This is a genomic window from Dyella halodurans (genome assembly GCF_026283925.1).
In the GTDB taxonomy this organism is placed as follows: Bacteria; Pseudomonadota; Gammaproteobacteria; order Xanthomonadales; family Rhodanobacteraceae; genus Dyella; species Dyella halodurans.
In genome coordinates this window covers 68109-93761 of record NZ_JAPDPF010000007.1, presented here as the reverse complement: position 1 = coordinate 93761, position 25653 = coordinate 68109, and the positions used below count along the sequence as shown (strand labels likewise).

Genomic DNA, 25653 nt, shown 5'->3' with positions numbered 1-25653 from the left:
GTACGGCAGACTTCAGCCACTTCTTCCAGCGAGCCGACCGTCCCCGTGAATGACTATCTGACGCTCGGCCTGGCCGCCCTGGTGGCCTTCGCGGCGGCCGCCATTGGCCTCGCCCTATTCTACCGGTACCGCACCGACCGGCGCAGCGGTAGCCTGCATCGGTTGTTGGAGCTGGCCGACCGCCTGGAAGTGGATCTCAAGACTTGCCGGACTGGTTTGCAGCAAGCCCACGCGGTGATGTCGCTCAATCCCGACCAGCCAGCCAACGGCGAGCAGGAGGCGCGACAGGCGATCGACGCCGGCCTGCGCTCGCTGTTGCAGCAACGGATCTGGATTCGCGACAAGGCGCCCCGCGCCACCCAGCAACAGCTGGACCAGGCCGTCAGCTCCATGAACCAGACGCGCGAACGCTTGCGCCCCCTGGTCGAGGCACTGGATCGTGCCCAGCACGACCTGGACAGCGCGATGCGCGAACACATCCGCCGGGAGCATGACGCATGAGCCTGCCGCGCCTGGTGCTGGGCTCCACCTCACGTTATCGCGCCGAACTGCTGCGGCGGATCCATGCCGATTTCGACCAGCGCGCGCCCGGCACGGACGAGAGCCCGCTGGCGGGGGAAACCCCGCGCGAGCGCGCCCTGCGCCTCGCCATTGCCAAGGCGCGCGCAGCGGCCGCGGACCTGGACGATGCGCTGGTGATCGGTTCGGATCAGGTCGCCGAACGCGACGGTCTGGTCCTGGACAAGCCCGGCACGGTGGAGCGTGCCCGCGAACAGCTCGCTGCCTGCTCCGGTCGGGAAGTGCATTTCCATACCGCGCTGTGCCTGCACGACACCCGCAACGGGCAGGACCGCATCCATATCGATCACACCTGCGTCCGTTTTCGCAGCCTCGATGCGGCGGAAATCGCGCGCTATGTCGAACGCGAGCAGCCGCTCGACTGTGCCGGCAGTTTCAAATGCGAGGGCCTGGGCATCAGCTTGTTCGAGCGAATCGACAACGAAGACCCCAGCGCCTTGATCGGCCTGCCCTTGATCGCGCTGGCGCGCTTGCTGCGTGAGGCGGGCATCCCCCTGCCCTGAGCACTTGCCAGGATGCTCAACGCTCGGCCTTGTGTGCGAACTGCCAGATCGAACACTGATCATCGCTCTGGGCAAGCACCGGCACTGCGGTCGGCACGCGGCCGAGATAGAAAGCGAAGCGCCTGCGCCCATCGAACAGATCCAGCCGCCGCAAGAGTCGCGGCTCGTCGATGCGGCTGCACAACGTGCGCAGCCAGGCTGGTCGTTCGTGCACGAGCAAGGCGGCCTCGTCCACGACCAGCAGCATCGGCTCGCCAGCATGCGCGTTTCTCAACGCGGTTTCATCGCGCTGCCAGATGGCCAGCTGCGGTGCCCGGCCGTGCTTCACATTGAGCGGGCTATCGAGTGTATAGACCGGTACGCGATCGCCAAGCCGGAACGCGATTTCTACCGCCATTCCGGCATGGTCGGCCACCAGCACGGCCGGGTGTTGTGACAACAACTCGCCTGCCGCGTCGCCACTCTCGCGCCAGCCGACGAAGCTAGCCGGAAACGCTTTTACGCCCGCCAAGACCCGGGCCCCTTCCGGGCTGGCGGCCAAGCCCAGATAAAACAGCCCGCCGAGCTGCCCGAGCACGGCCAAGCCGAATGTCACGACCAGCCATGAGCGCCGTCGCGCGAGCACCTCATGGCGAAGCAGTACCGGTAGCGCCGCCAGCAGTGGCAGGTATCCCGCCAAAGGCCAATGCGCTCGGAAACGCCGGTCATCCGCAAACAGGCCAAGCACGAAGTAGAGCACGATGAAGCTCAGCGATACCGTGGCGATGACATCCCAAGGCGCGCCCTCCTGGCGGTTACGCTTCCAGCACTGCCACACCGCCCACAGCAACAGCGCATAGAGCAGTGGCGTGCAGGCAATGGCCTGCTCCAACGGCTGCACCAGGGCATCCGCATGAAAGGTCCACGGATGGCGCTCCAGCAGTTGGAAGGCAAGACCGGCGCCGTGTTGTTGCCAGTTGGATATGAGCAGTGGCAAGAGGCCCAGTGCCGCCACTCCCAGCGCCAACCAGAAGCCACCGCGACGCCACTGGCGGCGACCACGCGCAGTCAGCACGCAAAAGAGCAGGCCCGCCAGCATCGGCATCGCCGCCCGGTAGTGCGTGAGCCAAGCGATGGCCAACGCGACGCCAAGCAACCACCAGTCGTGCAGTCGATCGTCGTCCATCGCGCGGACCAAGGCGAGCAGCGCCAGCATGGTCGCGACGGTCAATGGCACATCGGGCAGCGCCAGCACTCCCAAGCTGCCAGCCAAGGGCAGCGCCAGGCATAGCAAGCCAGCCTGCCAGCCCGCGCGCTCGTCAAATACGTACCGCGCAAAAGCCCACACCAACCACGGCAAGGCGCTACCGATCAGCAGGAACGGCCAGCGCATGCCGAGCAGGCCGTGCCCAGCCACCGCTTCACCGAACCGGATCAGCCAGGCCGTGAGCGGCGGCAGGTCACTATAGCCCCAGGCGAGGTGACGGCTTTCCTGCCAATAAAACGCTTCGTCACCAAATGGCGACAAGGTCACGGCAAGCATGAGCTTGATGAGGAACAACGCCAAAAAGCCTATGACGAAAGCGCCTCGCCAGCGTGCGAGGTCGACGGCTACACTGCTGCCGTCACGCATGGGTACCGCCCTGCGCCATTCTCTTCAGCTGCCGGAAACCCATGTCTGCCATCACTCCCCTGCACGATGAGACCTTGCGTACGCGCCTGGACGCAGCGATGGCCCAGGTCAATCGCGTGCTGTTGGGCAAGCCGCGCCAGGTAAAGCTCGCCTTTACCTGTCTGATCGCAGGCGGCCACCTGCTGCTGGAAGACGTGCCCGGCGTTGGCAAGACCACCCTGGCCCACGCGCTGGCGGCCAGCTTTGCGCTCGATTTCCAACGCGTGCAGTTCACCAGCGACCTGCTCCCCTCGGACATTATCGGCGTCAGCGTCTACGAGCGCGAGACCGGCCATTTCCGTTTTCACCCGGGACCGATCTTCACCGGCCTGTTACTGGCCGATGAAATCAATCGCGCCACGCCCAAGACGCAAAGCGCCCTGCTGGAAGCGATGGCCGAAGGCCAGGTCACCGTAGACGGCCAAACGCATGCCTTGCCGCAGCCGTTCTTTGTGGTGGCCACGCAGAATCCCATGGACCTGGCAGGCACCTTCCCCCTGCCCGACTCGCAGCTGGACCGCTTCATGCTGCGAGTGTCGCTGGACTATCCCGACGCCGCGGCCGAACGCGCGCTGCTGACCGGCAGCGATCGCCGCGACCTGCTCGCCCAGCTCTCCCCCCAGCTCGACGGGGCAAGCCTCGCCGAACTGTCGCGTCGCGCCCGTGCGGTCACCGCGAGCAGCGCACTTCTGGACTACCTGCAGGGCTTGCTGGCTGCAAGCCGCCGGCACACGGACATCCGCGTCGGTCTCTCACCGCGCGCGGGCCTGGCCCTGCTGAGTGCCGCGCGGACCTGGGCCATGCTGAGTGATCGTACGCATGTCTTGCCCGAGGACGTACAAGCCCTGTTCGTACCCCTGGCCGCACATCGCATGGTCGCCGCCCGCGGTGCCAGCGGCGAACACCTCGCCCGCGACCTGCTCGCCAACGTCGCGGTGGGCTGATGCTGGCGGCACTGCGTCGCTTTCAGGCCGGGGCGGAGCGACGATTGCCCGCGCTGACGCGCTACAAGCGACCTGAAAGCCTTCCGATCTCACTGCATCGCCGGCGTATCTACATCGTGCCCACCGCTTTCGGCGCGGGTTTCACGGCGCTGCTCTTCATCATGCTTATCGGCGCACTCAACTACGCCAACAATGCGGCGCTCTTGCTTACCTGCCTGCTGGGTGCCGCCAGTTCTGCCAGCATGCTGGTGGCCTTTCGCAGCCTCAACGGATTGCGCCTCATCAGCATCCAGCAGGGGCATGCCATTGCTGGCGAGCCGCTTGCGCTGCGACTCGTGTTCGAGGGAGGCGAACGCGCGCACGCCTCGGTCCACGCGGATCTGGACGGCCATACGGAAGCGTTCTCGCTGGCCCCGCGCGAACAAACCCTGGTGACGCTGAGCGTGCCCACCTCGCAACGCGGCTGGCAGCGCCTGCCGCGCATCAAGCTGTGGAGCAACTGGCCGCTCGGCCTGTTCCACGCCTGGAGCTGGATTCACCCGGACCAGGCCGTGCTGGTGTGGCCGCAGCCGGAAACCGGTGGCCCGCCGCCGGTACTGCCAGGCGAGGACGGCCAACGCCAACGCCTGCACCATGGCGAAGACGTCGCGGCGTTGCGCGACTACCGCGCCGGCGACCCACAACGGCACATTGCGTGGAAAGTCAGTGCGCGACACTCCAACTTGCTGGTGAAGGATTTCGAGCAACCCGAAGCGCGGCAGGAATGGCGACTGGATTGGCGTCATCTTCCGCAGCTTTCGCCCGAGGCGCGCATCTCGCGACTCGCCCGTTGGCTCGGCGAGGCAGACGCGCTCGGACGCACCAGCAGCCTGTGGCTGCCCGACGAGGAGATTCCCCTGGGCAGCGGTCACAATCACTACGCGCGCTGCATGAACGCGCTGGCGCGCATGCCGTGATCAAGTTATCGCTGTTTCACCGCAAACCACGGCTGCCGCTTGGTGCGCGCGCCTTCGACCTGCTTTGTCTCACCGTCCTCGTCGTACTGGCTGCGCATACGCCGCATCTGCCGGTGTGGTTCAGCGGTGCCCTCGTCCTCGTGCTTGGGCTGCGCTGGTGGCAGCGCAGACGGCATGGCGGCCGCGCGCCGTGGTATCTCAAGCTGCCCTTGATAGCGCTGCTTTCCGCGGCCGTGATCGTGCACTACGGCAGCTTGTTCGGACGCGAACCCGGCGCGGCGCTAGCTGTAGGCCTGCTGGTGCTCAAGCTGCTGGAAACCGAGGCGACCCGTGACGCGCGCGTCGGCGCAGCATTCGCCTGCTTTGCGCTGATGACGGCGCTACTGTTCGATCAAGGCATGCTGGCAACCCTCCTGGTGGCGCTGGGTTTGTTGCCGGCTCTTGCCACGCTGCGCGCCCTCGAACCCGCCCACGGCTCGACCTCCCTGCCGCGCGAGCTGTTGCCGGCACTGGGTTTGCTTGGCGTATCACTGCCGCTGGCCTTGCTGGCTTTCCTCCTGCTGCCACGACTCAGCTCGCCATTATGGGGCGCTCCCAATCCGCCACAGGCACGTTCCGGCCTAAGCGATGACATGGCGCCTGGCGACTTCTTCGACCTGCTGACCGACGATCGACCGGCCATGCGTGTCAGTTTCACGGGGCGGCCGCCGCAGACCAGCCAGCGTTATTTTCGCGCCTACGTCATGTCGAACTTCGACGGACGCCGCTGGAGCCAATTCGATGGCGAGGACCAGCCAACGGCCGAGGTCGAGCACGACAAGACCGTCGACTACACCATCAACCTCGAGCCGAGCGGCCAGCGTGTGCTGCCCGCGCTGGATGTCCCCATCGAGGCGCCGGCACGGGCTCAACTTGGCCCGGACCGGGAGGTGCTGGCGGATCGACCGGTCAACGAGGCACTCACCTACTCGTTGCGCTCGGCACTCAGCTATCGCCTGCAGGCCCAACTTGATGAGGCGGAACGTCGTCGCGGCCTGCAACTGCCAGCGGACTTCAATCCGCGCGCACTCGCCCTGGCCGGTCGCTGGCGCGCGCAATACGGAGCCAACGATGCGGCCGTGATCAAAGCCGCGCTGAGCCTGTTCCATGACGGCGGCTTCAGCTACACGCTGGCACCGGCACCGCTCGGTCGTGACTCGGTCGATGATTTCCTGTTCTCCACCCATGAGGGTTTTTGCCAGCACTACGCATCGGCCTTTACGGTGCTGATGCGTGCGGCGGGTATTCCGGCACGCGTAGTCACTGGCTATCAGGGAGGCTATTGGAACGCGCTGGGCAACTACCTGCTGGTGCGCCAGTCCGATGCCCATGCCTGGGGTGAAGTCTGGTTGCCGGGTCGCGGCTGGACGCGTGTGGATCCCACCGCGGCCGTGCGGCCGGAACGCATCAACCTGGGCGCGGCTGCCGCGTCGAGCGCCGCCGCGGCGTGGTCGCCAGGCGGCTGGTGGCTTGACCTGCGCAATCACTGGGACATCGTCAACCGCTGGTGGAACCAGGGCGTTATCGGCTTTGACGCGCTGAGGCAGCACGGACTGCTGACACCCTTCGGTCTACGCGACACCGACCCAGGTACGCTGGGACTGTTGCTGGCCATCGGCGGCACGCTGTTCGCAGCCATCGGGCTGGCGTGGGCACTGTGGACGCGCCCACCGACCGATCCGCTGCGTGCGGCGATGCAGTCGCTGGAACGGAGGTTGGCCGGCGTCGATGTGGTGCGTCGCCACAGTGAAGGACCACAGCATTTTTTCAGTCGCGCTGCGCGGGCCTTGCCTGCCCAGCGCGTGGAACTGGACCGACTGATGAGGACGTATCTGGAACTGCGCTACGCCCATGACGAACCGCCCGCGCACCTGGTAAAGAACTTTCGACGCGCCGTGCAGTACTTTCGACCGCGTCGCATGGTCAAATGATATAGAGCCGCGGATGCCTTACATCCGCTAGACGATGGAGATAGTGTCATGTCCATGTTCAAGCCGTTGATCCTCGCGACCGCAGTAGCGACATTGGCCGCCTGCGCAACGGTGCCGCAACCGCTGCAAGGCACGTACACCGACGTGTCCTCCGTGTCAGTCCAGCAGGGCGCCGCCCCCGGCGGCGAAGTACGTTGGGGCGGCCAGATCATCAAGACCGAGCCGGGCCCGCAGGAAACCTGCTTCTACATACTGTCGCGCCCCCTGGACAGCCAGGCGCGCCCGCACGACGAGTCCAGCAACAGCGCTACCCAGGGCCGCTTCGTCGCCTGCCGCGCCGGCTTCTACGATCCGGAAGTGTTTACCGCAGGCCGCGATATCACCGTTACCGGCACCTTGCATGGGACCGTTTCGGAGAAGGTCGGCGAATATGGCTATCCCTATCCGCGCGTCGAAGCGAACGTGGTTTATCTGTGGCCCAATCGCGTGGTCTACCCGTATGGGGGCTACTACGACCCGTTCTGGGGTCCGGGCTGGGGCCCCTACTGGGGTGGCCCGTGGGGCTGGGGCGGCTACGGCTGGGGCGGGTACTACCCGACCCGCGTGATCGTCGTGCCACGCCGGGTGCCGCCGGCGCACGGCTGATCCACAGCAATGAAAACGCCGGCCACGTGCCGGCGTTTTCTTAAAGGCTGACCTGGACTCAGCCCGGCGGCCAATGCATGGGACGGCCGCCAAGCAGGTGCACGTGCAAATGGAAGACGGTCTGCCCGCCGTGCTCGTTGCAGTTGACCACCGTGCGGTAGCCCTTTTCCGCCAGGCCTTCCTGGCGGGCATAGCTGGCAGCGGCCAGCAGGAGCTTGCCCAGCAGTTCCGCGTCTTCCGCGCTTGCCGCGTCGAGCGTGGCGATCGCCTTCCTCGGCACAAACAACACGTGTACCGGCGCCTGCGGATTGAGGTCGCGGAAGGCGAGCACGTCGTCGTCCTCGTAGACGATATCGGCGGGTATTTCGCGCCGGATGATCTTGCCGAAAATGGTATCGCCCATCGCAGAATCCTCCTGTTTACAGACGCAGCAGCATACCGTGCGCCGCTGGCGCCACGAGTTTGAATCCGAATTGCTCGTAAAGCCGGGAAGCCGTGCCATCGGCGATCAGCCCGATCATGGCGCGCGCCGGCGCCCGCGCATGCACCTGATCCATCAAGGCCTGCATGATGCGCCGCCCCCAGCCCTGACCCTGCCAGGCCGGCGCCACCGCGATGTCGACCACGAACAGGAACAGGAACAGCCCGCCATCACCGACGACGCGGCCCATGCCGATCAACTCGCCTTGGTGACGCACACACACCGAGCACCAGCTCGCCGGCAGCCCCACCGCGGCGGCTTCTGGCGTCATCGCGCTCAAACCCGCGGCGCTGCGCAAGGCGCGGTATTCATCGGCACCGGGAATCTCGAGCGAGAGTTGCGGCACCAAGGTCATCGTCATCAATCCAGCGATTGGCGGCTGCCGAACGCATGCGCCAGGGTGCCGCGATCGACGTATTCCAGCTCGCCGCCCAGCGGCACGCCGTGGGCTAGCCGCGAAGGCCGCACGTTGGCCGCGCGCGCCAGTTGCGCGAGGTAATGCGCCGTCGCCTCGCCTTCCACGGTGGGATTGGTGGCGATGATCAGCTCCTCGATTTCGCCCTCGCCCAGTCGCTCCGAGAGCAGGTCCAAACCCAGCTCTTCCGGGCCGAGGCCATCGAGCGGCGACAGCCTGCCGAGCAGCACGAAGTATTGCCCGCGATAACCCGTTGCCTGCTCGATCGCCGCCAGCTCGGTAGGCGACTCCACCACGCACAGCACCTGGCGGTCGCGGCTGGTACTGGCGCATAGCGAGCAGACCGCCGTTTCACTGAAGTTGCGGCAGCGCGAGCAGTTGCCGATCTCGCGCATGGCCTGCTCCAGTGCCTGGGCCAGGCGCAAGCCACGCTCGCGGTCGCGCTCCAGCAGATGGAAGGCCATCCGCTGCGCGCTCTTGCCACCCACGCCGGGCAGGCAGCGCAGCGCTTCGATCAGGTCAGTGAGGAGCTTGCTCATGGATGGGCGCTAATGGTTGTAGGAGCGCACCCTGTGCGCGATCACGGGCTTACCGCTACGTAGGCTTGTCGCGCACAGGGTGCGCTCCTACAACAGCAACTCAGAACGGCATCTTGAAGCCGGCCGGCAGATTCATGCCCGCGGTGACGCCGCCAAGCTTGTTCTTGCTGACTTCCGCGACCTTGTTCACCGCATCGTTGACCGCCGCGGCGACGAGGTCCTCGGCCATCTCCGGATCATCGGCAAACAGCTTGCGATCGATCTGCACGCGGCGTACTTCGTGCGTGCCGGTCATCAGCACGCTCACCAGGCCGCCACCCGCACTGCCGGTGACTTCCAGCTTGGCGATTTCTTCCTGCGCACGCTTCATTTCGTCCTGCATGCGCTGGGCCTGCTGCATTAGCTGGCCGATCTGTCCTCTCATGGCGTACTCCGCTTGTCTCTGTCAGTTCTCAAAAGGCTTGATCGACTGGGGCACCACGCGCGCACCGAATTCGCGCTTGAGCGATTGCACCAGGGGATCCTCTTCGATGGCCTGCTCGGCCGCCGACTGCGCGGCTTCGCGTGCATTGGCGGCGCGTGCCGCCGGCGTTTCGGTCGTCACGCCGCGTTCCTCCATGAAGCGCAGGCGGATACGTTCGCCCAGCGTCTGGCTGATGCGCTCCTCCATCTGCCCCACCATCGGCTCCACGGCAAGATGCATATGCGCTGGCTGCAAGGCCAGCAGCAAGGTGCTGCCTTCGCGCCCACGCAGGGCCGCGTTCTGCGCCAGCTGGCCCAGCGGGCCGCGCAGGTTCGCGCGTTCGATCAAGGCATCCCAGTGAGGCAGGCCATTCGCGTCGAGCGCCAGCGCTTCCCGTGGCGCCGCTGCCACCGGTGCCGGCGCCGTGGCGGGCGCTGGCGTGGCCTGGGACGGCTTCGCCTCGGCCACGCTGGCGACATGCATGCGCTCGTTGACCACGGGCGATGCTGCACGCGACGGTGGTGCTGGCGGGCGCGACGCAGGAGCGGACGGACGTTCGGCAACGATTGCGCTGCCGCCATCGGTGGGCCGGAATGCCAGCATGCGCAGCATGGCCATTTCAAAACCGGTGCGCGCATCCGGCGCCAGGGCAAGATCGCGGCGTCCAGCCGTGGCGATCTGGTAGTAAAGCTGCACGTCTTCGGGCGCCAACTGCTGCGCCAACGCCATCAGGGCGCTGTCATCGCTGCCATCCTCATCCGGCCGATAGCCGGGTACCAGCTGGATCAGCTGGATGCGATGCAGCACGCTGGCCAGGTCATCGAGCACACCACCGAAGTCCGGCGAGTACGAGGCAATGCGCGTGCACTCGGCCAGCAAGGCGTCACCGTTGCCGGCCGCCAGCGCGTCGAGCAGCCCAAGCACCTGGCCGCGCGCCACGCTGCCGAGCATCGCCCGCACATCGTCCACGCGCAGCGAGCCGCCGCCATAGGCGATGGCCTGGTCCAGCAGCGACAGGCCGTCGCGCAACGAACCATCCGCGCCACGCGCCAGCTCGGCGATGGCGGCGTCTTCGTAGGGAATATTTTCAGCGCCCAGGATGTGGCGCATCTGGCCCGAGATCTGCTCGGGCAGCAGTCGCTTGAGATTGAACTTGAGGCAGCGCGACAGCACCGTCACCGGCAGTTTCTGCGGATCGGTGGTCGCCAGCAGGAACTTCACATGCGGCGGCGGTTCTTCCAGCGTCTTCAGCAACGCATTGAAGGCCGGCTTGGAGAGCATGTGCACCTCGTCGACCAGGTACACCTTGAAGCGCCCCCGGGCCGGAGCGTACTGCGCGTTCTCGATCACCTCGCGCACATCGTCCACGCCGGTGTTGCTGGCGGCGTCGATTTCCAGCAGGTCCACAAAGCGACCCGCGTCGACCGCCGTGCACACCGCGCACTCGCCGCAGGGATCGGCTGACTCACCGCGCTCGCAGTTCAGCGATTTCGCGAAAATGCGCGCAATCGTGGTCTTGCCCACGCCGCGGGTGCCGGTGAACAGATAGGCATGGTGCATGCGGCCGGTGTCGAGCGCATTGGTGAGCGCGCGCACCACATGCTCCTGCCCGACCAGTTCGGCGAACTTGCGGGGACGCCATTTGCGCGCGAGGACCTGATAGGACATGCGTTACTACCTTGGGGCGAGCGTCGATTGTGCCAAGTCGCTCGCGGCAAGTCAGTAACATCCGTCGCGACGGCTGCCAGGGGCCTGGAAAGGCGGCGGCCCTGCCAGCCACACCCCGGCACCCGAATCATTCGCTACCGTTGCTCCCTTCCGGGCCTGGCGGAATTTACGAACTATCGTCGCGGGGGGACCGACAGGGCCACCATAGAGACGTACATTTTGCGTCAGCCCAGGGGGCGGCGCTCGGTTTCACTCACTGGCGGAGAGGGCGGGATTCGAACCCGCGATACGGGGATAAGCCGTATACACACTTTCCAGGCGTGCTCCTTCAACCACTCGGACACCTCTCCGCGGTGGTGAAACCTCTTTTACCAGGCAACTCGCCCGGCAAAGAGGCGAAAGGATAACGGCAGCGGACCATTCGTACAAGAGAGCCCCCGCCGGTCTAGGGCTGGGGAACGTCGCGCAGGAACACCGGCAGGTCGGTGGCCGGCGGCCTGGCCGGCACCTGATAGAACATGTCCGCGACGAAGCCGCGGTGATAGGTGGCGTGGTTGACCACGTGCAGGATTATCTCCTCGCGGCTCATGCACCCTTCCCCGCCACCGATGAACTGGAAGGACACCGGTTCGGCCGCCTGCTCGGGCGAAAGCGCCGCGGCGTAAGCGAGGTACCAGTCGTTCATCGCTTGCTGGCGCAACCACAGCTCAGCCAGCGCCAGCGGCTCGTCCGTGTTGCGACTGGTATAGCCGTGCGCGCGACCCTGCAGGTGCGCCTGGAAAATATCGTCGACCACATAGGTGTGGCTTAACGTGCGCAACATATTGCCGAAGATGGTGGCGCGGGCTGCCTCCGCGGCGCCGTCCGGCAGTGCGGCCACGGCGTCGTAGATCAGCTGGTCGGCCCAGGCGCGGTAGCGCAGCAGTTTGTCCAGATGGCGGGCTGTCATGGCCGTGGATACCCCTTGGAATCATGGTGGTTAGGGATCTTGCCCGTCATTCAGGATGTGGTTCGCGCCACATCAGCCAGCATCAGGCCTGACAGGAGCCGGTTCCGGCAGGGCGATACGCCCACCCGTTCGCGCAATGGCATAGCCACGAGCCACGAGTGCCGCACCATCGGCCTCGCTGCCGTAGTGATAAAGCCGCATCCGCTGGCGCTGGGCCGCGTCGTATTCGCGCTCGATATCGTCGATGCCGGTATGCGACGGGTTGCCCACCAGGCCGCAATCGTGCGCGATCACCTCGTTACCCGCGGCCACCCGCGCCAGCACTTCTGGAATCGGACGCGTATCGCCGGTATAGGCAAAGCTGCCTGCCAGGGCCACGCCATACGAGGTGCCCGCCATATGGTGGCGGGTGGCAAACACATCGAACCAGTGGCCATCGAGCCAGAAACCGCGCGTGCACGGCACCAACCGGAACGCCTCCCAGAAATTCACGCCGCCCTCGGCCAGCACGTTGGGATAGTCCGCCACGCGCGCCTGTAACCAGCTCATCAGGCCGGCATGCACGAACAGCTTGGTGCGCCCGCGCCACTGTTCGTCAAACCACAGGCGGAAGAACAGCCGCTCCATGCCACCCACGTGGTCCATATGGGTATGCGTGATGAACACCGCGCGTGGCGGTTCGCCGTAGGCTGCCTGGTAGCGATCCAGCGTGTCGGGGCCGCAATCGACCAGCAGCATGGGGGTGCCATCGCGCTCGAGCACGACCGCCGACGAGCCCAGCTCCACGGCGTGCGCCGCGCCAACACCAAGAAAGTGCAGATTCCAGTTCATGCGCTCAGGGTACGCTCGTAGCGGTAGACCAGGGGCTTCCACAATTGCTCCTCGAAGGCGGCCTGGTCTTGCGCAGCCGCCCCCAGCTTCACCAGTGAACGACGCAGGCGCAGCAGGTTGGCCTGCTGCCACGCTTCGGCAGGGGTGCGCTGGCGGCCGCGATCGAAGTCGATCAGGTACAGCTCGTCCGACGTCACCAGCACATTGTGTGCGTTGAGGTCGGCATGGCAGATGCCGGCGCGATGAAAACGCGCCACCAGCGCGCCCACCAGTTCAGCCATCTCACTGTCGAGGCGGCCGGCTGCCAGACACTCCGCCAAGGTCAGTGCGTGCGCGATGCGGCGGGTAATCAGGTCTGCCGTATAAAACAGTCCGCTCCGCTGGTAGCGGCAGGCGACGGCTTGCGGCCCAGGCAGGCCGAGCGACGCGATCAGGCCAAGCAACCGAAATTCGCTGAAGCTGCGCGTGCGATCGGCGCCGGTCCACAGGTAGCGGTCGCCCATCCAGCTGGCCACCAGGCCGCCACGCCGGTAGTGCCGCAACACGCATTCGCCGGCCGGGGTATCGATAATGGCGACGCCACCGCGACCACCCGCCTGCTGGCGCAGCGCACCGCGTTCACGCCAGGCTTCAGGCACGAACCAGTCGGCATCGACTTGTGGCGACACCGCCGCGTCGAACAGAATCGCCCCGGTGGAGTCCTCGCGGATTCGTTCCTGCATCGCCCCCCCTGCGTTATCGACGCCTACCCTGTACCGAGTCCAGCGATTCTAGCCCATGCCCGCACCCTCCTCGATCTGCCTGCTGCGCACTTCCGCCATCGGCGATGTCACCCATGTGGTGCCGCTGGTGCGAACCCTGCAAAAGGCATGGCCACAGATGGAGCTGACCTGGATCATCGGCAAGCTGGAGCGTCGCCTGGTCGGCGATGTGCCTGGTGTGACCTTCGTGACCTTTGACAAGAACGCCGGCCTCGCCGGCATGCGTGCCGTGGGTGAGGCGCTGCGAGGCCAGCGCTTCGACGCCCTGCTGCAAATGCAGGTCGCGCTGCGCTCCAACCTGCTCAGCCTGTTTATCAAGGCGCGCCAGCGCGTTGGCTATGACCACGCGCGCGCCAAGGACGGCCATGGCCTGGTCATCAACGAGCGCATTCCCGCGCGCACGGGCGAGCATGTGCTCGACGCCATCGGCAGTTTCTGCGAGCCGCTGGGACTCAAGCAGACCGACGTGCGGTGGGACATTCCCGTACCCGAGGAGGCACATGCCTGGGCGGCCGAACAGCTACCCGGCGACACGCCGACCCTGCTGGTCAGCCCCACTTCGAGTCACGTGCTGCGCAATTGGCAGCCGGAACGCTATGCCGCCGTGATGGATCACGCCAGCGCGCGAGGCTGGCGCGTGGTGCTGGTGGGCGGCCCATCCCCGCTCGAACGCAGCATGGCCGATGCCGTGCTCGCCAGCTGTCGGCACGCACCGCTGGACCTGACCGGCAAGGACACGCTCAAGCAGTTGCTGGCAATGCTTGCGCGTGCACCGATGCTGCTGACGCCGGATTCGGGGCCGATGCACATGGCCAACACGGTCGGCTGCAAAGTCCTGGGCCTGCATGCCGCCAGCAACCCGGATCGCTCCGGGCCCTATTCAGATCGCCGCTGGTGCGTGGACAAATACGACGAAGCCTCGCGCAAGTACTTCGGCAAGCCGGCCAGCGAGATTCCCTGGGGCAGCAAGATCGAAAAGCCTGGCGTGATGGACCTGATCAGCGTCGATGACGCCATCGATCGTTTCGAAGCCTGCGCCCGTCACCTTGGCCTGGCTTGATCGCCACGCGGCGATGGCCGCCGCGTGGCACAGCCGCGCTTACGGCGCGCGATAATCCTTGTAGGATTTTTCTTCGACCAGCTGTGAGCCAAGCTTCAGGTTGATCTCGCGCTTTACCGCTGCGCGCTCGTCGTTGCGGAAGTACACCGCACGGGCCAGTTCGATGAATTCGGCGTCGAACGCCTGGGCCTTTTCCTTGAGACGGATGCGGTCCTCGATATCCCACAACAGCTCGTTGACCGCCAGCAGGCGGGCACGCTCGTCCGCGATGTCGGTGTGGGAGGCGGCGGCACTGGACCAGGTCGCGTTGAGCAGGTCGAGTTCGTTGCGCACGTTGGCCAGCTTGGCTGGGTCGGTGATTTGCTGCGACTTGATTTCCAGAATGGTGATCTTGTCGATCAGCTCGCCATAGGAAACGGGGACTTGGATAAGGCTCATGGAAGAACTCCGACGGGTATGGGCAGGGCCGCGTGACAAATCAATCACGATGCCTGGCTGACAGATCGCACATCATAAGCGTTGTCTTGTCCTATCGTTCAGCCTGTCGCATTAGACTGGTGCGGTACCCGATCCCAACCCGAGAGGTCCCATGCTTACGCAACGCTTTCTCATGCTGCCCCTGGCCGCCCTGCTTGCCCTCAGCCCGCTTGCCGCCGGTGCACAGCAGTCCCGCGGCAACGTCCTGGTCCGCAACGACGGCATCTACGTGCGTTGCGACCAGTGCGGCACCGTCGACTCGATCGACCAGAACGTAAGCCAGGGCAGTGACCACAGCATGGCCGGCACCATCATCGGCGGCATCGCCGGTGGCGTGCTGGGCAACCAGGTCGGCAAGGGCAAGGGCAACACCCTGGCGACAGTGGCCGGCGCGGTCGGCGGCGGCTATGCCGGCAACCGCATCGGCGCCAATAGCGGCGGCGGCCACCAGAGCTTCACCGTGCACGTCCGCATGGGCAACGGCAGCATCGCCAATGTCACCGTGCCGGACGCCAGCGCGATCCGTCCGGGCGATATCGTGCAGATCGACCCGAACGGCAATATCACGCGCATCCAGTAAGCGCTCCGCTGTGAAACAAGAAGCCGGCCCCAGGGCCGGCTTTTTTTGTACCCGAAACGGGGCATTCAGTGCGGGCGCAATGCCGCCAGTCGAGCCACCAGATCATCGTAGAACACCGGTGGCAAGACAGCCCGCACCGGCACCGCCCACCAGTGCGCCTGGGCAAAGCCGCGGCACTTTACCGCATCCTTCTCGGTCATCAGCACCGCCCGACCGTCGGCGAACGCCAGGTCGGCCGCCATGAAGGCGTGGTGATCAGGAAAGGCATGCTCCACGACGGTGATGCCTTGCGTGCGCAGGCTGGCAAAGAAGCGTTGCGGGTGGCCGATGGCCGCGACCGCGTGCACGGTTTGCCCGGCGAAGTCGGACAACGGCTTGACGTGGTCGTCAGCCAACGCCCGCACCAGCCCACCTTGCAACTGCATCGGCACATCACCGGGCGCCAGAACTCCGCCGTTGCTGATGCGGAAGTCCACCTGCTGCAGGCGCGATAGCGGTTCGCGCAGCGGGCCGGCGGGCAGCAGCCGCCCATTGCCGAAACGGCGCACGCCGTCGATCACGCAGATCTCCACGTCCCGCGCCAGCGCATAGTGCTGCAGGCCGTCGTCGGCGATCACGACATCACAGCCGGCATCGAGCAATAGCCTGGCGGCGGCCGGACGGTCGCGCCCTACGGCCACGGCGACGTCGCTGGCGCGGATCAGGCAAGGCTCGTCGCCCACCCGGGCAGGATCGGGTGCAGCGTCGAGCAGCATGGGCTCGACCTGCGAACCGCCATAACCGCGACTGACGACGCCTGGCGTATAGCCACGTCGGCGCAAGACTTCAGCCACGGCGATCGTCACCGGCGTCTTGCCGGTGCCGCCGACGCTAAGGTTACCGATGACCACCACGGGCACCGGCAAACGCACCTGTTTCAGCAGGCCAAGCCGATACAGGACCCGGCGCCAACGCATCGCCACGCCGTAGAGCACGGCAAGCGGTGCTGTCCACCACGGTGCGCGCCCGGGACCATACCAAGCCGATTCAAGACGTTCGGCCAGTGTCATGGCCGCGCCTCAGTCACTGCCCGGGTTGTGGAACTGCATTCGATGGAGCGCCGCGTACTGGCCGCCCAATTCCAGTAGTTCAGCATGGGTGCCGCGCTCGACGATACGACCCTGGTCCATCACGGCGATCTGGTCAGCATGCTCGATGGTGGAAAGGCGATGCGCGATCACCAGGGTCGTGCGGTCTTTCATCAGTCGCTGCAGTGCCTGCTGGATCAGCCGCTCAGATTCCGTATCCAGCGCGCTGGTCGCCTCGTCGAGCACCAGGATGGGTGCGTTCTTGAGGATGGCCCGGGCGATCGCGATGCGTTGCCGCTGGCCGCCGGACAACATGCCACCGCGCTCTCCGACGCGGCTTTGCAGGCCCTGTGGCATGCGGCTGATGAACTCCATCGCATTGGCCACTTCGGCGGCAGCGACGATGTCCTGCTCGCTGGCACCGGCCAGTTCACCGTAGGCGATGTTGTTGGCCACGGTGTCGTCGAACATCACCACATTCTGGCCCACCCAGGCGATCTGCTGGCGCAGGTCGGCGAGCAGGTAGTCGTCGAGGGCGTGACCATCGAGCAGCACTTGGCCAGCCGTGGGTTCGTAGAAACGAGGCAGCAGGCTTGCCAGGCTGCTCTTGCCGCTGCCCGAACGCCCGACCAGCGCCGTCACCGTGCCGGGACGACAGTGCAGATTGACGCCACGCAGGGCTTCTTCGGTCGAATCGCGATAGCTGAGGTGCACGCCGCTGAACGTGATATCGCCGACGCAACGCGAGATGGGCAGCGTGCCGCTATCGATCTCCGGTGGCCTGTCGAGGATGCCGAACAGATCCTTCGCTGCGATCAGGCCGCGCTGGACACTGCCCTGCACACCGGTCAGGCGCTTGAGCGATGGCATCATCGCGCCCATGGCCGTCAGCACGGAGAAGAAGATACCCGGCGACATGTGGCCCAGCACGCCTGGACGCGTCGCCAACAGCACCAGCGCCGCAATCGCCGCCCCGCCCATGGTCTGGACGGTGGAACTGGACAGCGAACTGGTCATCGACACTTTGAGATTGAGGGTCCGCGTGCGCTCGGCCACCTCATCGAATCGCTCGCGCTCGGAATCCTGGCCACCGTAGATGCGCACTTCGCGATGCGCGTTGACGGCTTCTTCGACCGCGCCCGTCACCGTTCCCATCATGTCCTGGATACGCCCGCTGATCCGACGATAACGCCGGCTCACCACGGTGGCGATCAGCAGCACGGTTGGCGCCAGCACGAAGAGTGCAAGCGTGAGGTAAATGCTCTGAAAGAGCATCACGCCCAGCATGCTCACCACCATGAGGCTTTCGGTCACCATGACCTTGAGCGAATCGGTGGTCGCCGAGGCGACCTGCTCCGAGGTATAGGTGATCCGCGCTATCTGATGCCCCGACGCTTCTTCGGAGAAGAACGGAGCGGGCAGACGCAGATAGGCCGCGAAAACCTGTTGTCGGATCACCTGCACGACGTTGCGCCCGACATAGGCGATGCCATAGTCCGAGGCAAACGTGCCGAACGCACGTACGACGAAGATCGAAAGGATCCAGATCGGCATCCAGAAGATCAGATAGGCCGACTTGTGCGTAAACATGTCGTCCAGCATGGGCTGGATCAGCTTGGTGAACAGCGCCAGGCAACCGACATCCACGGCCATGCCCAGCACGGTCAGGACGACGATCAGCTTATAGGGGCTGGTGTAACCAATCAGTCGCCGGTAGGTCTGCCACGCCTCGGCATCCCAAACCCCTTTGTTCTTCTTGCTCACGGCTTGCCCTGCTCCTGCGTCGGCGTCGTGGCAATGGATAGTTTGCTAAAGCCCAACTGGCCCAGCGCATCCATGGCCATGACGACGTTCTGATGTGCCGTCATGGCGTCGGCGCGGATGGTCACCTGACGCTCGCGATCGTCGCCGGCGACGTTGGCGATGGCCTGTTTGAGCGGTTCGACGCCTTCGCCGAGCACTTCATCGCTGCCCACATAGAAATGGCCGTCGCGGTCCACCACGACGGTGAGCGCGGGGGCCTGCATGTCGCGTTCCTCGGCACTGGCCTTGGGCAGCGTCACCTGCATCCGCGAGTGCTGGATGAAGGTGGTGGTCAGCACGAAAAACATCAGCAGGGTTAGCAGCACGTCGATCAGCGAGATTACATTGATCTCGAAATCGTCCTGCCGGCGATCGTTGCCAATACGCATGCGTCAGCCCGCGCTCGACTCGGTCGTGGCACGCGCTGCGGCGCGCGTACGCGGCGCCGGCTGCTGGACGATGGTCAGCTCATCGAGCAGCTCGGTGGCCTGCCGCTCCATCTCCACGCAGTAGCCGGCCACCTTGGAACGGAAATAGCGATGCAGCACGTAAGCCGGGATCGCCACGACCAGGCCGGTGGCCGTGCAGATCAGCGCCTCGCCGATGCCGCCCGCCATCTTCATGGGATCGCCCACCCCGCCCTTCATCACGTCCATGAACATGCGGATCAGGCCGATCACCGTGCCCAGCAGGCCGAGCAGCGGGCCGATCAAGGCAATCGTGCCGAGCGTGTTGAGATAACGCTCCATGCGATGCACGACGTGGCGGCCGGTATCCTCGATGCGCTCCTTGATCAGCTCGCGCGGGCGATTGCGCACAGCCAAGGCCGAGGCGAGCAGCTCACCCAGCGGCGAACCGTTGGCCAGGGCCGTCAGGTGATTCGGGTCCAACTGGCCCGAACGCGCCCAGTTGCGTACTTCGTCGCCCAAACCGGGCGGCAGCACCGAGCGACGACGCAGCGTCCAGCAACGCTCCAGCACGATCGCCAGGGCGACCGCCGAACAGATCAGGATGGGCAACATCGCCCAGCCACCAGCCATCAGGATTTCCAGCACAACGACTCCGCGCCACTCGATCGGTAGGAAGGGCGCATCATAACAGTCCCATCCGGCCGTTCCGCGGCACCGGTGGCAGTTGTGCAAAAAGCTGGATTGGGGTGCGGAATCGGGGGCCGGGCCAGCCGTTCATATTCTCCCGCGGGCGCGCTGTCGCGGCCTATTCGCGCCAATAGCGCGGCTGGCGCTGGCGCCACCGGGATGTCAGCCGGGGCGGCGCATCGGCGGGGAAATCGACCTGGATGGCACCGGCGGTAGCCGTGTTCAGCCAGGGAATGCCAGCGTCCTCGTAGCGCTGAATGACCAGTGGATGCGGATGCCGGAAACGGTTGCGCCAGCCGGCGGAAATCAGCGCCAGCGTCGGCTGGGTCGCCTGGAGGAAGGCGGCACTGGACGAGCTACGGCTGCCGTGATGCGGCACCGACAGCACCAAGGGCGGACCTGGCGCCAAGTCGCCGGCCACCGTGGGTTCGATGCGCGCGGAGATGTCGCCGGTGAGCAAGGCCCGGCCACCACGCCCCTCGACCAGCAGTACGCAGGAACGGTCGTTGCTCGCCCCCGATGGCGCCGCTGACGGCAGCACGCGCACGGTCACGCCGTCCCAGGCCCATATTTGTCCGGCCACGCATGGCGCCATCGGCAAAGACAGGCGTTCCGGTTCGCCGGAAACACGCTGGGCCGCGGGAAACGCCATCGCCACGACCGGCACCCCGCCCGCGTGATCATTGTCGGCATGGCTAGCCACCAGCAGATCCAGGCTGTCGACACCCAACGCGCGCATGGAGCGCAGCACTACGGCCTCGCCAAGATCAAAATCCGATGGGTAGCGCGCGCCGGCGTCATACACCAGGGCATGGTGCTGGGTGCGCACCAAGACGGCCAAGCCCTGCCCCACATCCAATACCCATAACTGGAACGCTCCGTCGCCCAGCGAGGCGCGCGGCGGCAACAGCAAGGGCAGAAACAACAGCCCACCCAGCCAACGCAGCGGCACGCCGCGCGGCGTGAACAACCAAAGCGCCCCCACCGTCGCCAGCAGCAACGCCCACAGGCGAACCTCGGGCAGATACCAGTGGGCGCCCGGCCAGGTCGCCATCTGTTCCAGCAACCACCATTGGACGTGTGCCAGCTGGCTGGCCAGCCACAGCATGGGCGTAGCGAGTGGTGGGCACAGCCCGAGCAGCAGCATGCCGAGCAAGGCGCAAGGCACGATCACGAAACTGACGAACGGCACCGCGATCAGATTGGACAAGGCGCCCACCAGCGAGGCCTCGCCGAAGAACCACATGGTGAGTGGCAGCAGCGACAGCGTCATGACCAGTTGGCCCGCTGACAATTCATGCAGGAAGCCGCGCAGGCCACGACCACGCGTGGTCAGGCAAAGCATGAGGAACGCCACGCCGACAAAGGACAGCCAGAAGCCCGCGGCCAACACGCTCAGCGGGTCGAACAGCAGGACGACCACCAGGGCCAGGGCCAGCGATTGCAGTCCGGTCGGTTGGCGCCGCAGGCAACGAGCAAGCGCCACCACACCGATCATCAACAGCGTTCGCACCGTCGGCAGGCCAAAGCCGGCCAGCGCGCTGTACATGCCGGCAGCGAGCAGCGCGCTGGCCGCCTGGGCCTGCGGTCGCGGCACCCACAAGCTCCAGGCCGGCAACGCCCAGTAGAGCAGCCGCGCCAACCAGATGCCGAACAACGCCGCCACGCCCACGTGGAAACCGGAAATCGAAATCAGGTGTGGAATGCCATTGGCCCGCGCGACCTCCCAGTCCTGCTGATTCAAGCCGCGGGTATCGCCCACCGCGAACACCTGCAACAGCGCAGCGTCGTGCGTATCGGCAACGCGCGCGGCAATGCGGCGACTGATCGCATCGCGCACGCCGTCAATGCAAAAACCTGCCGCAGCGAGCGCTGCATTGGAAGGATCGTCGCGCACATAAGCGGTGGCCACGATGCCGCGCTCCAGGGCCGTGCGCTCGCTATCGCTGCCGCCGGGATTGATCAGGCCGCGCGGCCGCTTCACGCGCAAGGTCAACCGCCAACGACCGCAGGGCGCGATGGGTGGCGCGTCGTTGTACCAGTTCACCCGCACGCGTCCACGCCAGGTGACCGGCATGCCATCCAGCTCGGCACGGGCCACCGCCAGGACAAAACCCGTGGCATCGTCGCGGCGTACGGGTAGGTCGCTGATCGTGCCGACAACCTGCAGGTCGCGACCTTCCCAGTCGCGAGGAAGTCGCGACTCCATCGCCAGGCCACCGCGCCAACACGCCCAGGCAACGCCAAACAGCGCCCAGGCGAGCCAACGCAGACGCGGAACGCGCCACGCCAGACCCAGCGCAAGAACCGCCAACACCACGCACGCGATGCGCGAAGGCAGCGCCGGCAGCCACTGCACGACCAGCACGCCCATCAGCAGCAGCATGCCCGGCACGATCGCGCCGTCCCGGTGCAGCATCAGCCACCTCCTTCCCTGAGGACGGCGACAGCTTAGTGCCCACGTACCTGCTCAGCGGCAGCCTGCATGTAGGCCTTGGCTCAAGCTGGTGGCTGAAGAACGCCCGCGCTCAGGCGTGAATCTTCTCTATCAGCACGCCGTTGTGCAGTTCCAGCGTACGGTCCATGCGCGCCGCCAGGCGATTGTCGTGGGTCACCAGGATGAAGCTGGTGCCGATCTCGCGATTGAGCTCCAGCATCAGGTCGTAGACCTGCGCCGCATTGCCTTCGTCGAGATTGCCGGTGGGCTCGTCGCCCAGCACGCAAGCGGGCCGCGTCACCAGTGCACGCGCCACCGCGCAACGCTGGCGCTCGCCACCCGACAGTTCGCCCGGCTTATGCTGCAAGCGCTTGCCCAGGCCCACGCGTTCCAGCAAGGCCGTCGCCTGGCGCTCCGCCTCGGTGATGGCCACGCCGCGGATCAGCAGCGGCATGCACACATTCTCCAGCGCGGTGAACTCGGGCAGCAGGTGATGGAACTGGTAGATGAAACCCATCGAGCGATTGCGCACGCGACCACGATCGGCATCGGAAAGACGGGAAAGGTTCTGCCCTTCCACCTCCACGTCGCCGCGGGTCAAGGTGTCGAGGCCGCCAATGATGTGCAGCAGCGTGCTCTTGCCCGAGCCCGAGGCGCCGACGATGGCCAGCGTCTCGCCGCGCTTCAGCGTGAAGCTGACATCGGCAAGCACGTCGGTCTTCAGGTCGCCTTCTTCGTAGACCTTGGCGATGTTGCTGGCACGCAGCACGATGTCGTTGGTAGATGTCATGGGCTTATTCATAACGCAGCGCCTGTGCCGGCTGGGTACGCGAGGCGCGCCACGCGGGATAGAGGGTGGCAAGCAAGGAGAACAGGAAGGTGATCAAGGCCACCCAGCCCACGTCGCTGGCGAGCAGCTTGCTGGGCAGTTCGCTGATGTAATACACGTCCGGCGACAGGAACGTCACCCCGGTGACGTTCTCGATCCATTTCACGATCACCGGCAGCTTCCACGACAGCAGCGAGCCAAGGCCCACGCCGAAGCCGATGCCGACCACGCCGACCAGCACGCCCTGCACCATGAACATGCCCATGATGCTGCGCGGCGTCGAGCCGAGCGTGCGCAGGATCGCGATATCGGCCTGCTTGTCGGTCACCAGCATCATCAGCATCGAGATGAGGTTGATCACCGCGACCAGGATGATCAGCGACAAGATGATGAACATCACCTTCTTCTCCATCGAAATGGCAGAGAAGAAATTCGCGTGGCTATCCATCCAGGTGTCGACCCGGTAGACCTGGCCCAGCTGGTCGGCCAGCTGATGCGCGACCAGGCCCGCATTGAACATGTCATCCAGGCGCAGGCGGATGCCGGTGGGGCCGGTCATGCTGTTGAGCCTCTCGGCATCGCTCATGTTGATGAGCGCGAGATTGGCATCGAACTCCTGCATGCCCAGCTCGAAGATGCCGACGACCTTGAAGCCACGCACCCGCGGCACGCTGCCCATCGGCGTGGCGCGGAGCTCGGGCACGGCCATGGTGATCTTGTCGCCCACGGAGGCGCCGAGCGTCATCGCCAGCTCGCGACCGAGCACGATATTCCAGCTGCTTGGCGTGAGGTCGGTCAGACGGCCTTCCACCATATGGATACCGATGTCCGATACCTTCGGTTCTTCCGAGGGCTCGATGCCGCGCACCAGCGCGCCACTCGGCCGGCGTGCCTGCAGGAAGGCCTGCATCTCCACGTAGGGAGCAGCGCCCAGGACGTGCTTGTTGGCATCGGTAATCTGCACCGCACGCGGCCAGTTCTGCACGCTCTCGCCGGGCAGGCCCGACACCGTGGCATGGGAAATGGCGCCCAGGATGCGCGTGCGCAGCTCGTTGTCGAAGCCGTTCATCACCGACATCACCGTGATCAGCGCGGTCACGCTGATGGCGATGCACACGATGGAAACGGTGGAGATGAAGGAGATGAACTGGTTGCGACGCTTGGCTCGGGTGTAACGCAGGCCGATAAAAAGCTCTAACGGTCGAAACATGGGCAGGTCGCTTGTGGGATTCGAAAGGGCTAGCCGCCCATGTGGCGCCGATTATCGCCTGATAACCGGGCAAACCGTAGGACCGCGTTCATCTGCGAGAGTGCCTTGGGTCTCATGCCGGTTTGGCGGCCTCATCCTGGACCGGCAAGGCCAGGCGCATGCGTAGCCGCCGCCGGATATCGGCGTCCGCGTTGTCGGGCGCCAACAGCAGGACGACGTTGCCCCGCCCCTGCGTGCGCAGGCGCAGCCAGATGAGCTCGCCGGTGGCACGAAACGACGCCAACGTGGCCGGCACGTCCTCGCCAGACGCCAAGCGCAAGCTCCAGCTGCCGTCGCGACGCCAGCCCGCGGCCCGCACCGACGATTGCCTGAAGCGCAAGCCTGCATGGGCGGCGGCCAGTAACGGCAGCAACGCCAGCGGAAACCTCAGCCAGAACGGAAGCGCCGCCAGCAGGATCGCCACGGCAGCAAGCACCGACATCAGACCCAGCGCGCGGCCCAGCCAACGCGAAGGCGAATACTCAAAGCCGATGGCGGGCGCGGATGTCATCGATGATGGCCTGCCAGTCCGCGCGGGATGCCTTGGCGTGGCCCATCACCCAATCCCACAGGTCCGGGTCCTGCACGTCCAGCAAGGCCTCGAAAGCCTGGCGCTGCGCCTCGTCGGCGTCGGCAAAACGCTCGTCCAGCCAGCCGCCGAACAGCGCGTCGAGCTCGCGGGTGCCGCGGCGGGTGCGCCAGCGGAGGCGTTTGATGCGGGCTTCTTCCATAAAGAACAGCGCGAAGCGTCTCCTAGCTACTTCCTCTCCCCTTTGGGGAGAGGATTGAGGTGAGGGGGCAATCTTGCCTCAGTCCAACTAAGGAAATCTTCAATTAGGCAAGACTTCCGCGAGCACCCGCCCCTCACCCTACCCTCTCCCCGGAGGGGAGAGGGAATCAAGGTCAAGTCCTACGCTCGACAATCAGCTTCTTGATCTCCGCGATCGCCTTCGCCGGGTTCAAACCCTTCGGGCAGGTGCGCGCGCAGTTCATGATGGTGTGGCAGCGATACAGCTTGAACGGATCTTCCAGGTCGTCCAGGCGTGCACCGGTGTCCTCGTCGCGGCTGTCGACGATCCAGCGATAGGCCTGCAGCAGGATGGCCGGACCGAGATAACGGTCGCCGTTCCACCAGTAGCTCGGGCAGCTGGTCGAGCAGCAAGCGCACAGGATGCACTCGTAGAGACCGTCGAGCTTCTTGCGGTCTTCCGGCGACTGCAGGCGCTCCTTGTCGGCCGGCGCCGGGCTCTGCGTGCGCAGCCAGGGCTTGATCGAGGCGAACTGGGCATAGAAATGCGTCAGGTCGGGCACCAGGTCCTTGACCACCGGCATATGCGGCAGCGGGTAGATCTTCACGTCACCGGAGGCGCAATCCTCGATGGCCTTGGTGCAGGCCAGCGTATTGGTGCCGTCGATGTTCATCGCGCACGAACCGCAGATGCCTTCGCGGCATGAACGGCGCAGCGTCAGCGTCGAGTCGATCTCGTTCTTGATCTTCAGCAGCGCGTCCAGAACCATCGGGCCGCACGCCGCCAGGTCGACCTCGTAGGTGTCGATGCGCGGGTTCTGGCCGTCGTCCGGCGTCCAGCGGTAAATGCGGAACGTACGCGGCTTCTTGGCGTCCTTGGCCGGGTAGTGCTTGCCGGGCTGGACCTTGGAATTCTTGGGTAGCGAAAACTCTGCCACGTTTGCCTCACTA

General features: G+C 65.6%; 28 protein-coding genes, 1 tRNA gene and 1 other RNA gene. 8 read left to right on the top strand and 22 right to left on the bottom strand.

Features of this window, described 5'->3' with window-relative positions; translation table 11 throughout:
- Positions 1 to 45: 45 nt before the first annotated feature.
- Together OUZ49_RS14680 and OUZ49_RS14675 are read left to right on the top strand one after the other, a co-directional pair.
- Positions 46 to 501, top strand: a complete 456-nt coding sequence (locus tag OUZ49_RS14680; protein WP_266151237.1) for a hypothetical protein — start codon at positions 46 to 48, stop codon at positions 499 to 501.
- On the top strand, positions 498 to 1082 hold the full coding sequence (locus OUZ49_RS14675; RefSeq protein ID WP_266151236.1) for a Maf family protein: 585 nt from the start codon (positions 498 to 500) through the stop codon (positions 1080 to 1082). Before OUZ49_RS14680 ends, OUZ49_RS14675 begins: the two co-directional genes overlap by 4 nt.
- A gap of 16 nt (positions 1083 to 1098) precedes the next feature.
- Here OUZ49_RS14675 and OUZ49_RS14670 read toward each other — a convergent pair whose 3' ends face one another.
- The gene (locus OUZ49_RS14670) at positions 1099 to 2694 is read right to left on the bottom strand and encodes an ArnT family glycosyltransferase (RefSeq protein WP_266151235.1); all 1596 of its coding nucleotides are present in this window, start codon (positions 2692 to 2694) and stop codon (positions 1099 to 1101) included.
- A 41-nt stretch (positions 2695 to 2735) separates the two neighbouring features.
- Between OUZ49_RS14670 and OUZ49_RS14665 the strand changes: the two genes are divergently transcribed.
- The 4 genes from OUZ49_RS14665 to OUZ49_RS14650 are packed head-to-tail and all read left to right on the top strand — an operon-like array spanning position 2736 to position 7248.
- Positions 2736 to 3677 carry an AAA family ATPase gene (locus OUZ49_RS14665; RefSeq protein ID WP_266151234.1) on the top strand — a complete coding sequence of 314 codons (942 nt, stop codon included), beginning with the start codon at positions 2736 to 2738 and terminating at the stop codon, positions 3675 to 3677.
- Positions 3677 to 4633 carry a DUF58 domain-containing protein gene (locus tag OUZ49_RS14660; RefSeq protein ID WP_266151233.1) on the top strand — a complete coding sequence of 319 codons (957 nt, stop codon included), beginning with the start codon at positions 3677 to 3679 and terminating at the stop codon, positions 4631 to 4633. Before OUZ49_RS14665 ends, OUZ49_RS14660 begins: the two co-directional genes overlap by 1 nt.
- Positions 4630 to 6603, top strand: coding sequence for a transglutaminase TgpA family protein (locus OUZ49_RS14655; protein ID WP_323134939.1), 1974 nt, complete (start codon positions 4630 to 4632; stop codon positions 6601 to 6603). Before OUZ49_RS14660 ends, OUZ49_RS14655 begins: the two co-directional genes overlap by 4 nt.
- A 48-nt stretch (positions 6604 to 6651) precedes the next feature.
- Complete coding sequence (locus OUZ49_RS14650) at positions 6652 to 7248, top strand: Slp family lipoprotein (RefSeq protein ID WP_266151232.1); 597 nt, start codon at positions 6652 to 6654, stop codon at positions 7246 to 7248.
- A gap of 58 nt (positions 7249 to 7306) precedes the next feature.
- Here the strand turns inward: OUZ49_RS14650 and OUZ49_RS14645 are convergent, their stop codons facing one another.
- From OUZ49_RS14645 to OUZ49_RS14600, 10 genes are all read right to left on the bottom strand, one after another.
- Positions 7307 to 7651: a histidine triad nucleotide-binding protein gene (locus tag OUZ49_RS14645; RefSeq protein WP_266151230.1), complete on the bottom strand. Its 345-nt coding sequence runs from the start codon at positions 7649 to 7651 to the stop codon at positions 7307 to 7309.
- A gap of 16 nt (positions 7652 to 7667) precedes the next feature.
- Positions 7668 to 8084: a GNAT family N-acetyltransferase gene (locus tag OUZ49_RS14640; protein WP_266151229.1), complete on the bottom strand. Its 417-nt coding sequence runs from the start codon at positions 8082 to 8084 to the stop codon at positions 7668 to 7670.
- 5 nt (positions 8085 to 8089) lie between these two features.
- On the bottom strand, positions 8090 to 8683 hold the full coding sequence (recR, locus tag OUZ49_RS14635) for a recombination mediator RecR (protein ID WP_266151228.1): 594 nt from the start codon (positions 8681 to 8683) through the stop codon (positions 8090 to 8092).
- Between the two features lie 100 nt (positions 8684 to 8783).
- Positions 8784 to 9107, bottom strand: coding sequence for a YbaB/EbfC family nucleoid-associated protein (locus OUZ49_RS14630; RefSeq protein ID WP_266151227.1), 324 nt, complete (start codon positions 9105 to 9107; stop codon positions 8784 to 8786).
- A gap of 21 nt (positions 9108 to 9128) precedes the next feature.
- Positions 9129 to 10814, bottom strand: coding sequence for a DNA polymerase III subunit gamma/tau (gene dnaX / locus OUZ49_RS14625; RefSeq protein WP_266151226.1), 1686 nt, complete (start codon positions 10812 to 10814; stop codon positions 9129 to 9131).
- A gap of 99 nt (positions 10815 to 10913) precedes the next feature.
- An RNA gene (ffs, locus tag OUZ49_RS14620) (signal recognition particle sRNA small type) lies at positions 10914 to 11010 on the bottom strand.
- Positions 11011 to 11071: 61 nt separating this feature from the next.
- Positions 11072 to 11164: transfer RNA gene (locus tag OUZ49_RS14615), tRNA-Ser, on the bottom strand.
- 95 nt (positions 11165 to 11259) lie between these two features.
- On the bottom strand, positions 11260 to 11763 hold the full coding sequence (locus OUZ49_RS14610; RefSeq protein ID WP_266151225.1) for a DinB family protein: 504 nt from the start codon (positions 11761 to 11763) through the stop codon (positions 11260 to 11262).
- Positions 11764 to 11835: 72 nt separating this feature from the next.
- The gene (locus OUZ49_RS14605) at positions 11836 to 12594 is read right to left on the bottom strand and encodes an MBL fold metallo-hydrolase (RefSeq protein ID WP_266151224.1); all 759 of its coding nucleotides are present in this window, start codon (positions 12592 to 12594) and stop codon (positions 11836 to 11838) included.
- Positions 12591 to 13316 (bottom strand): 3-deoxy-D-manno-octulosonic acid kinase, encoded by a 726-nt coding sequence (locus OUZ49_RS14600; RefSeq protein ID WP_266151223.1) that lies wholly within the window; start codon positions 13314 to 13316, stop codon positions 12591 to 12593. Before OUZ49_RS14600 ends, OUZ49_RS14605 begins: the two co-directional genes overlap by 4 nt.
- Positions 13317 to 13371: 55 nt before the next feature.
- Here OUZ49_RS14600 and OUZ49_RS14595 point away from each other — a divergent pair, with 55 nt between their 5' ends.
- Positions 13372 to 14415 carry a glycosyltransferase family 9 protein gene (locus tag OUZ49_RS14595; protein ID WP_266151222.1) on the top strand — a complete coding sequence of 348 codons (1044 nt, stop codon included), beginning with the start codon at positions 13372 to 13374 and terminating at the stop codon, positions 14413 to 14415.
- Between the two features lie 39 nt (positions 14416 to 14454).
- Here OUZ49_RS14595 and OUZ49_RS14590 read toward each other — a convergent pair whose 3' ends face one another.
- Positions 14455 to 14853: a DUF6165 family protein gene (locus tag OUZ49_RS14590; protein ID WP_266151221.1), complete on the bottom strand. Its 399-nt coding sequence runs from the start codon at positions 14851 to 14853 to the stop codon at positions 14455 to 14457.
- A 151-nt stretch (positions 14854 to 15004) separates the two neighbouring features.
- On the opposite strand from OUZ49_RS14590, the gene OUZ49_RS14585 reads away from it, so the two are divergent.
- Entirely contained in the window at positions 15005 to 15472 is a 468-nt protein-coding gene (locus OUZ49_RS14585; RefSeq protein ID WP_266151220.1) for a glycine zipper 2TM domain-containing protein, read from the top strand.
- A gap of 65 nt (positions 15473 to 15537) precedes the next feature.
- Here OUZ49_RS14585 and lpxK read toward each other — a convergent pair whose 3' ends face one another.
- The 10 genes from lpxK to OUZ49_RS14535 all read right to left on the bottom strand — a co-directional run bounded on the left by lpxK (position 15538) and on the right by OUZ49_RS14535 (position 25640).
- Entirely contained in the window at positions 15538 to 16521 is a 984-nt protein-coding gene (gene lpxK, locus OUZ49_RS14580; RefSeq protein ID WP_266151218.1) for a tetraacyldisaccharide 4'-kinase, read from the bottom strand.
- A 9-nt stretch (positions 16522 to 16530) separates the two neighbouring features.
- Positions 16531 to 18303 carry a lipid A export permease/ATP-binding protein MsbA gene (gene msbA / locus OUZ49_RS14575; protein WP_266151217.1) on the bottom strand — a complete coding sequence of 591 codons (1773 nt, stop codon included), beginning with the start codon at positions 18301 to 18303 and terminating at the stop codon, positions 16531 to 16533.
- Positions 18300 to 18731: an ExbD/TolR family protein gene (locus OUZ49_RS14570; RefSeq protein WP_266151216.1), complete on the bottom strand. Its 432-nt coding sequence runs from the start codon at positions 18729 to 18731 to the stop codon at positions 18300 to 18302. The genes msbA and OUZ49_RS14570 overlap by 4 nt, the downstream gene beginning before the upstream one ends.
- A gap of 3 nt (positions 18732 to 18734) precedes the next feature.
- Positions 18735 to 19397 (bottom strand): MotA/TolQ/ExbB proton channel family protein, encoded by a 663-nt coding sequence (locus OUZ49_RS14565; protein ID WP_266151215.1) that lies wholly within the window; start codon positions 19395 to 19397, stop codon positions 18735 to 18737.
- 160 nt (positions 19398 to 19557) lie between these two features.
- Positions 19558 to 21858: a DNA internalization-related competence protein ComEC/Rec2 gene (locus OUZ49_RS14560; protein ID WP_266151214.1), complete on the bottom strand. Its 2301-nt coding sequence runs from the start codon at positions 21856 to 21858 to the stop codon at positions 19558 to 19560.
- A gap of 109 nt (positions 21859 to 21967) precedes the next feature.
- Entirely contained in the window at positions 21968 to 22666 is a 699-nt protein-coding gene (gene lolD / locus OUZ49_RS14555; protein ID WP_266151213.1) for a lipoprotein-releasing ABC transporter ATP-binding protein LolD, read from the bottom strand.
- Positions 22667 to 22670: 4 nt separating this feature from the next.
- On the bottom strand, positions 22671 to 23915 hold the full coding sequence (locus OUZ49_RS14550) for a lipoprotein-releasing ABC transporter permease subunit (protein ID WP_266151212.1): 1245 nt from the start codon (positions 23913 to 23915) through the stop codon (positions 22671 to 22673).
- Positions 23916 to 24027: 112 nt separating this feature from the next.
- The gene (locus tag OUZ49_RS14545) at positions 24028 to 24465 is read right to left on the bottom strand and encodes a protein YgfX (protein WP_266151211.1); all 438 of its coding nucleotides are present in this window, start codon (positions 24463 to 24465) and stop codon (positions 24028 to 24030) included.
- Positions 24437 to 24685, bottom strand: a complete 249-nt coding sequence (locus tag OUZ49_RS14540) for an FAD assembly factor SdhE (protein WP_266151210.1) — start codon at positions 24683 to 24685, stop codon at positions 24437 to 24439. The genes OUZ49_RS14545 and OUZ49_RS14540 overlap by 29 nt, the downstream gene beginning before the upstream one ends.
- Positions 24686 to 24857: 172 nt before the next feature.
- Positions 24858 to 25640: a succinate dehydrogenase iron-sulfur subunit gene (locus OUZ49_RS14535; RefSeq protein ID WP_266151209.1), complete on the bottom strand. Its 783-nt coding sequence runs from the start codon at positions 25638 to 25640 to the stop codon at positions 24858 to 24860.
- Between the last annotated feature and the right edge of the window lie 13 nt (positions 25641 to 25653).